8 protein-coding genes are annotated in these 7239 nt (G+C 70.1%); 4 read left to right on the forward strand and 4 right to left on the reverse strand.

Going from position 1 to position 7239, the window contains the following annotated elements; translation table 11 throughout:
* Positions 1-84: 84 nt before the first annotated feature.
* On the reverse strand, positions 85-525 hold the full coding sequence (locus QRY02_RS15395; protein WP_285992201.1) for a MarR family winged helix-turn-helix transcriptional regulator: 441 nt from the start codon (positions 523-525) through the stop codon (positions 85-87).
* 97 nt (positions 526-622) lie between these two features.
* Here QRY02_RS15395 and QRY02_RS15400 point away from each other — a divergent pair, with 97 nt between their 5' ends.
* The 3 genes from QRY02_RS15400 to QRY02_RS15410 all read left to right on the forward strand — a co-directional run bounded on the left by QRY02_RS15400 (position 623) and on the right by QRY02_RS15410 (position 3339).
* On the forward strand, positions 623-1249 hold the full coding sequence (locus QRY02_RS15400) for a class I SAM-dependent methyltransferase (protein ID WP_285992202.1): 627 nt from the start codon (positions 623-625) through the stop codon (positions 1247-1249).
* 352 nt (positions 1250-1601) lie between these two features.
* Positions 1602-1880, forward strand: coding sequence for a helix-turn-helix domain-containing protein (locus tag QRY02_RS15405; protein ID WP_502874207.1), 279 nt, complete (start codon positions 1602-1604; stop codon positions 1878-1880).
* Between the two features lie 172 nt (positions 1881-2052).
* Positions 2053-3339: a TfuA domain-containing protein gene (locus tag QRY02_RS15410; protein ID WP_285992203.1), complete on the forward strand. Its 1287-nt coding sequence runs from the start codon at positions 2053-2055 to the stop codon at positions 3337-3339.
* 147 nt (positions 3340-3486) lie between these two features.
* Here QRY02_RS15410 and QRY02_RS15415 read toward each other — a convergent pair whose 3' ends face one another.
* The 3 genes from QRY02_RS15415 to QRY02_RS15425 form a co-directional block, all read right to left on the reverse strand.
* Complete coding sequence (locus QRY02_RS15415; protein ID WP_285992204.1) at positions 3487-4257, reverse strand: hypothetical protein; 771 nt, start codon at positions 4255-4257, stop codon at positions 3487-3489.
* Positions 4258-4344: 87 nt separating this feature from the next.
* A complete protein-coding gene (locus QRY02_RS15420) occupies positions 4345-5787 on the reverse strand; it encodes an MFS transporter (protein ID WP_285992205.1) in 1443 nt (480 codons plus the stop codon).
* A gap of 3 nt (positions 5788-5790) precedes the next feature.
* On the reverse strand, positions 5791-6300 hold the full coding sequence (locus QRY02_RS15425) for an allene oxide cyclase barrel-like domain-containing protein (protein ID WP_285992206.1): 510 nt from the start codon (positions 6298-6300) through the stop codon (positions 5791-5793).
* 115 nt (positions 6301-6415) lie between these two features.
* On the opposite strand from QRY02_RS15425, the gene QRY02_RS15430 reads away from it, so the two are divergent.
* Positions 6416-7153, forward strand: a complete 738-nt coding sequence (locus tag QRY02_RS15430; RefSeq protein WP_285992207.1) for a thioesterase II family protein — start codon at positions 6416-6418, stop codon at positions 7151-7153.
* Positions 7154-7239 lie beyond the last annotated feature (86 nt).

The following is a 7239-nucleotide window of genomic DNA, read 5'->3' on the forward strand; positions in this document are numbered from 1 at the left end:
GATCCGGTCCAGCACAGCGCTCGGTAACACCTTGCCTGGAAGCTCTCCCCACGCCGACGCTCGCGTGGTTGCGCCCCGAGACGATCACCGCCGGGACACGCCCCCGCCGGCGGCGACCAGGAGTCTGCGGAGCTCACGCCGATCCCGTTCGTCGAGCTGGACCAAGACCCGATCTTCGGCCTCGGCCACCTTGGGGTCGAGGCGCGCGAGTGTGGCCACGCCCTCGCGCGTCAACGTGGCAGGCAACGATCTCCCGGACGACACCGCGGCCGGTCGCGCCACCAGGCCGCGATCCTGCAGCTCGCGCACCACCTTGTTCATCGCCTGCGGTGACACCTGCGCCTCACGTGCCAACTGGGCGTTCGACTTCGGCGACGGCAGCAACATCCGCAGGCAAAGGTACTCCGGCGCCGACAACCGCGACGGCTCGAGCACGGTCGCGGCCACCTCCGCGCGCAAGGCCGCCGTAAGCCGGTGCAGCAGGTAGCCGAGCGGCTCATCCCGAAGACTCTCCATGTCAACCATGTTGACATATATCAACCCGGTTGACACTCTGGGCGCATGACCAGCTCACCGAACGACGCGCTGTTCGAATCCGCCTACCGCCGCCAAGCTTCCCGAAATGGGCCAAGGCTCCCCGCCCCCCTGGAGCATCGGCGAACCACAACCCGAAATAGCCGCGCTCATCGACACCGGCGCCTTCCACGGCGAGATCCTCGACGCCGGCTGCGGCGAAGGCGCCACATCACTCCACCTCGCCGAACGCGGCTTCACCGCCGTCGGCGTCGACCAGTCACCCGCCGCCATCGCGCTCGCCCGAACGGAAGCCGCCCGGCGCGGCCTGGACAACGCCACCTTCGAGGTCGCCGACATCAGCACCCTCACCGGCTACGACGGCCGGTTCGACACCATTGTCGACAGCACCCTGTTCCACTCCATGCCGATCGCGCTGCGCCGGGGATACCAGGAATCGATCGTGCGCGCCGCAGCGCCCGGCGCGTCCTACTTCGTGCTGGTCTTCGACAGCACCACCGTGCCCTCAGGCAAGGTCAACCCGGTCTCCGCGGAAGAACTACGGGAAGTCGTGGGCGCGTACTGGACGATCGACGAGATCCGGCCGGCCCGCATCCACGCCAACGTCCCCGACAGCTTCCCGGACTTCACGGACTTCGCCGGCAGCGACGTCCGAGACGAAGGCAACGGCCGCAAGTCCACACCGGCCTGGCTGCTGTCCGCGCACCTGTCCTGACCGTGACGTCCTGCCGAGCTTCTCCGCCGCCGGTAAGCGCCTTGCCGTCGTGGGCACCGTTCTCGGGTGCAGCGAGTCCGCAGGAGGTGCTGCGGATTGCGACGCCATCGGCGCCAAGACCGACGAGACGCCGATGCCGGCGCGACATCCGTCCGCACTTGTCCCCCACGAGAGCCACATCCGGCTGTCCACTCAGGAGTGACGTTTCCGGGTCGCCGGATCACTAGCGTGGTCCACGAAGGTTCACCCTGGTCCGGGCATCGCCGCGATGCGGGAGGACAGCGAGTTGACCATGCGAGAGACGTTGGCCGATTTCCTGCGTCGGCGGCGTGATGCCTTATCCCCACAGGCGGTGGGGTTGCAGGTCGGTCCACGGCGCCGCACACCGGGACTGCGCCGGGACGAGGTGGCGCGCCTGGCGAACATGTCCGCGACCTACTACGAGCGGCTCGAGCAGGGCCGTGGCCCGCAGCCCTCCACCGGTATCCTCGCCGGGCTGGCGCGCGCGTTGCGGCTGGACCCGGACGAACGCGCCTACCTGCACCTGCTGGCCGGGCGCGCCGAACCCGCGGCGGCGGCGGACAGCGCCGTCGACAACCGGCTGCTGTCGGTCATGCAGGCGATAGACTGACCACCACGCCGACCCGGTTTCTCAAGCAGAGCGGACGATCATGCCCCGATGCATCCTCTTCGTCGGCCCGAGCCTGCCGGACGCCGCCGATCTCGTGCGGAACTCGGCCGTCGAGGTGCTGCCACCCGTGTCCGCGGGCGACCTCCCGCGGCTGTCCTTGACCGCCGGTGATGTGGTCGGCATCGTCGACGGCTACTTCCACCAGGTCGGCGCCGTCCGGCACAAGGAAATCCTTGCGTTGCTGAGCGAGGGCCTCCGGGTCCTCGGCGCCGCCAGCATGGGCGCGCTTCGCGCCGCCGAACTGGACGTCTTCGGCATGGAAGGAGTCGGCCGGATCTACGCGGACTACCGCGACGGGCGGCTGGAGGCGGACGACGAAGTCACCCTGCTGCACAGCACGCCGGAAGAGGATCACCGGCCGCTCTCGGAACCACTCGTGTGCATGCGGGCCACCCTTTCCCGGGCGGTGGAAGACGGTGTCTGTGACAGCGCGACCGCGGCACGACTGGTCGCCACACTGGCCGGCTGGCCCTTCGGACGCCGCTCCTACGGCAGCCTCGTCGCGGCCGGCAAGGAGGCGGGAATCGACGCCGAGGCTGTCCGCCACATACGGGAGTACTGCGTCACCCACCGTCTCGACCCCAAACGCGATGACGCACTGCTGTTGCTCGACGCCCTGCATCGGGCAAGCCGCGGCGAGCACTCCCCGCCGCCCGACGTTCCCGCAGTCAACCGGACCTCCTTCCTCTACCTGTGGCAAACAGCCGCGTCGGGCCTCGGCATCGGTGACTCCCCGCACCACGGTCACCTCGGAGCGCTGCGTGCTTGCCAGCTGTTCGCGGCTGAGTACCCCCGGTTCCACCGGGAGGTCGTTCTCCGTGCTCTGGCGACGGCTTGCGCCGAAGAATGCGGGCCGATCCCGCCTGCCGCCGGCGATCCGACGCCGGCGCACATCGCACTCCGGCACGGCGAGCACCGTGGTCTCTACCGGCTCCCGGCCGATCCGGCCCGGCTCGGGTTCCTCGCGCAGTGGTTGACCGGCACCGAACGCGACACCCTGGCCCCGACCGAGCAGCTGATCACGTTCCTCGTCCGCAGTTTCCGGGTCAACCCCGGCCTGACCTGGGAGGAGCTGTCGATTCAGCAGCTGCAGGACCAGCCCGGCTGGAAGGACGCGCGACAGATCGTCCAGCTCGCCTGGGAGGTGAACGACCGCGTGTTCACCGAACATCAGGAGCGTCACGTGAACGACCTGTCCTCCGAGAAGATCCTCGATCTGTTCGCGCAACGCTGGGAAGTCGCTCGTGCCGACCTCGAGCTGGCCGCGATGGACCGCGGCCTCGAATCGCTGGACAGCTTGACCATGGCGGCCCGCGCCTTCTACCTGCTGGCGCGCTACAACCCGCAGCTCGTCCATCTCGAGATCTTGCAGCCGGACAAGGAGAGTCGATCAGGGTAGCGCCGGTGAGGTCCTGCGCGACCCGTTCCAGGGCATAGAGACCACCGTGGCGGACCGCGGCCTGCGTCGACCCGAGTTGCTCAACGACTTTGAGGTACAGCCCCGCTGGGCGGCGTCGTCTGCGCGGACTGAGCCTCACGGTGCCCGCTACGGAGCGGCCAGAGCGGCTTCAGCGCTGCACGGAAGCTCCATCCGCTGATCCCGCGCACTGAGGGACCACACCCGCACCGCCCCACCGACCCGGCGGCCCATCATGCAGTCCGTGTCCTCGACGCCGGTCCGGGCGAACAGGGCCACGCCGACGTCGGATCCCCGGACCTGGACGAAGACCTGCGGTGGGATCCCGGCCAGGTGGGTCTCGGGATCCACCGGGGGCGCGGGCATCCCGGCGGTCAGCGCCGCGCGGACCTCCGCCACGCCGGCCGTGGCCGGCAGGTGCCCCAGGACGGCCTCGAGCGCCGGGGCGAACTCGGGCGGGATGTCCCGCCTCGGCAGTGGCGGCGGGGTGATCGCGGCGGCGTTCGCCGGGCAGGTGATCCGCGACGGTCCCGACGAGGTCCCGTAGTAGTCGAACTCGACGCGGTAGCAGGCGTCGAAGGTGTCCGGGCCGAAGTTCCAGTCCTCGGCCGGCGTCTCGTGGTGGATCCGCCAGACCAGGCGGGCCATCGGATCCCGGGGGTCGTCGTGGGGCAGGTCCGTGGCCTCCAGGACGCTGAAGCTCTCGCTGCGCCCCAGCGGCGTGGCCAGCGCGGCGCGGGCGAACCCGGCGGCATCCGCCTGACGCGGGTAGCCGATCGCGTCGGCGAGCGTGTCCGACTGCCGGTCCGTCCCGGCGTCACCCGCGGCCGAGGGAACGAGCCAGAATGACGCGACCACGGCCGCGCAACCGAGCAGCACGATACTGCCTGAAATCCTCACAGTGCCCAGGTTATCGGCGCCGGATCGCCGGCGCCTGGGTAATTCCCCCCGGTTTCCGGAAGCACCTACGGCAGTTCACAGCCGAAGTCAAAGCGGGGCCCGCTCCTTGCCCACCGCCGGTTCCGTCAGCACCGCGGCCGGCTTCGGGGGTGAGCGCGGGATGAACAGGGCGATGATCGACCCGGCCAGGATGACGGCGACCCCGACCAGGGTGGCCGGTGTCATCCCGGCGACGAAGGCGTGGGCGTAGTCGACCGGCGACCAGATCGTCGTGGTGCGGAGCGGGCCGCGGAACACCGTGGTCAGCACCGCCACGCCGAGCGCGCCGCCGACCTCGCGGATGGTGTTGGTGGCGCCGGACGCCTTGCCGTGCTCCTGCGGGCTCACCGCACCGAGCACGACCGCAGTGGCAGGCGCCAGGGCCAAGCCCATCCCGATGCCGGCCAGGATCAGCGGTGGAACCAGGTGCGCGTACGGCAGGTCGATCCGCGCCATCAGGGCGATCCAGCCCAGGGCACCGCCCTGCAGCAGCAGGCCGAGCGCCATCAGCCTGCCGCCACCGACGCGGTCGGTGATCAGCCCGGCGAGCGGCGCCACGATCATCGGCGCTGCAGTCCACGGCAGCGTGCGCAGGCCCGCTTCGAGCGGCGCGAACCCCATCGGGCCCTGCATGAACTGGGCGAGGAAGAAGATCCCGCCGAACACGCCGAAGAACATCGCCAGCGAAACGAGGTTCGTCAGCACGAACGCACGGATCCGGTAGAAACCCAAGGGGAGCAGCGGACTCGCGGCGCGTTGCTCCCACACGACGAACAGCACGGCCAGCACCACCGCGGCAGCGACCAGCCCGAGGATGCGCGGCGACGCCCAGCCGTCGTCCCCGGCACGCACGATCGCGAGCACCGCCGTGGTGACCGCGCCGGTCACCAGCAGCACGCCCGGGAGATCGAGCCCGCGGTCCGCGCCCTTCGTCTCGCGCACCGCCCAGAACACCAGCGGGATCGCGACCATCCCGACCGGCAGGTTGATCCAGAAGATCCACTGCCAGGCGATCCCTTCCGTCACCGCCCCACCGATCAGCGGGCCCAGTGCGATGCCGAGGCCGTTCACCCCGCCCCACAAACCGATCGCCGCGCTGCGTCGGTGCGGCGGGACGGCCGCGGACAGCAGCGTGAGCGACAGCGGCTGCACCGCCGCCGCGCCCATTCCCTGCACCACCCGGGCCAGCACGAGGGTCACCGTGCTGTCCGACAGGGCGCAGGCGATCGAGCCGAGGCTGAACAGCACGATGCCACCGACGAAGACCAGGCGCCGCCCGTAACGATCGCCCAGCGCGGCGCCGGTGAGCAACAGGCCGGCGAAGGCCAGTACATAGCCGTTGACCACCCACTGCAGCCCGGCAACGTCGGTGTCCAGGCTCTGCCCGATCTCCGGCAGGGCGTTGGTGACGACCAGGTTGTTCAGCGCCACCATGAACATCGGCAGCGACGACGCGAGGATCACCCATCCGGGGCGAGGTGTCACAGCCATCGCCTAGTGCGCCTTCGCCGGCGGGCAGAGCTCGATCTTGGCGTTGAGCAAGGCGTTCGGCTTGAGGATCTGGAACGAGCGCTTGCCCAGCTTGTCGCGGTAGCCGCCGGAGGTGCCGAGCGCCGGCAGGAACTGCCATTCGCCGGCGATGCCCTTGGTGATGTCGTAGAACCCTTCGGTCTCCACCACCCCGCCGTCGAGCTCGATCCGCTCCTCCGAGTACTCCATGACGTGCCCGTCGGGGTTCTTGAACGGGATGTTCGCCTTCCCGTACACCGTGCCGACCAGCTTGCCCGCCGGGTCGTAGAACCGGGTCAGGTAGACGGCGCTGTCGCCGACGGCCGGGTAGGGCCCGCCGATCTCGTTGAGCGAGACCGAAATGATCTTCTCGGTGAGGTTGTCGAGCACGTTGCACCCTGGCGCGGGTTCCGCCGCGGCGGGCGACGAGCACGAGACCGCCCCCGCGGCCAGGGCCACGACGGCGGCTAGCATGGTCGACTTCGAACGCGCCATCAGCGGGGTGTCCCTTCCGGTTCGGCTGCCTGCGCCGAAACTAGGCAGCGGTCCTAAAGCCGCTCTTATGCGCACCCACTTAGCGCGGCTTTAGCCGGCGCTCTCAGCATGAGGGATGCGCGCGAACGAGATCGACACGACCCCTTACCTGCCGTTCCCGCCTTCGGGCGGGGCGGCGCTGCGGCTGCTCTGCTTCCCGCACGCGGGAGGCGCCGCTTCGGTGTTCAAGGGCTGGCGGGGGATGTTCGGCCCCGGTATCGACGTGCTGCCGGTGCAGTTGCCGGGGCGCGAAGGCCGGATCCGGGACGAACTCCCGAAGGACATGGCGTCGCTCGTCGACGAACTCGAGGTGCACCTCGAGGAGGTGTTCGACGAACCCTTCGCGTGTTACGGCCACAGCATGGGCGCACTCGTCGCCTACCACCTCGCGCTGCGGCTGGCCGTCCGCGGCCGGCCGGTGCCCCGGCTGCTCATGGTCGGCGCGTGCAAGGCGCCGCACCTCGGCAACCGGCTGGTGGCCGCGCACGACGCGTCCGATGCCGAGCTGAAGCAGGCGGTACTCGATCTCGGCGGCCTGTCACCGCTGCTGCTCGGCTATCCGGACTGGCTGTCGGCCGCGCTCGGCCTCGTCCGCCGCGACCTGGCGCTGTGCGCGACCCAGCGGCCGGACGGTCCGGCGCCCTGCCCGGTGCGTGCCTTCCACGGCGCGGACGACCCGCTGGTGTCCGAAGGGGACATGGCCGCGTGGGCGCGCTACAGCGCACCCGGGTTCGCCCTGCACCGGGTGCCCGGCGGGCACTTCTTCGTGCACGAACCCGCGCTCGTCGCGCAGTTCGCCTCAGGCTCGCTTTAGGCGCGGACAAGCCCTCCTTAACCGCCGTTCCGAACACTCGGCAAACGGTTGGACGGGTTCTGACGCAAGGGGCGTGACGGGTGTCG

Origin of the sequence: Amycolatopsis sp. DG1A-15b (assembly GCF_030285645.1) — a bacterium.
Classification (GTDB): domain Bacteria; phylum Actinomycetota; class Actinomycetes; order Mycobacteriales; family Pseudonocardiaceae; genus Amycolatopsis.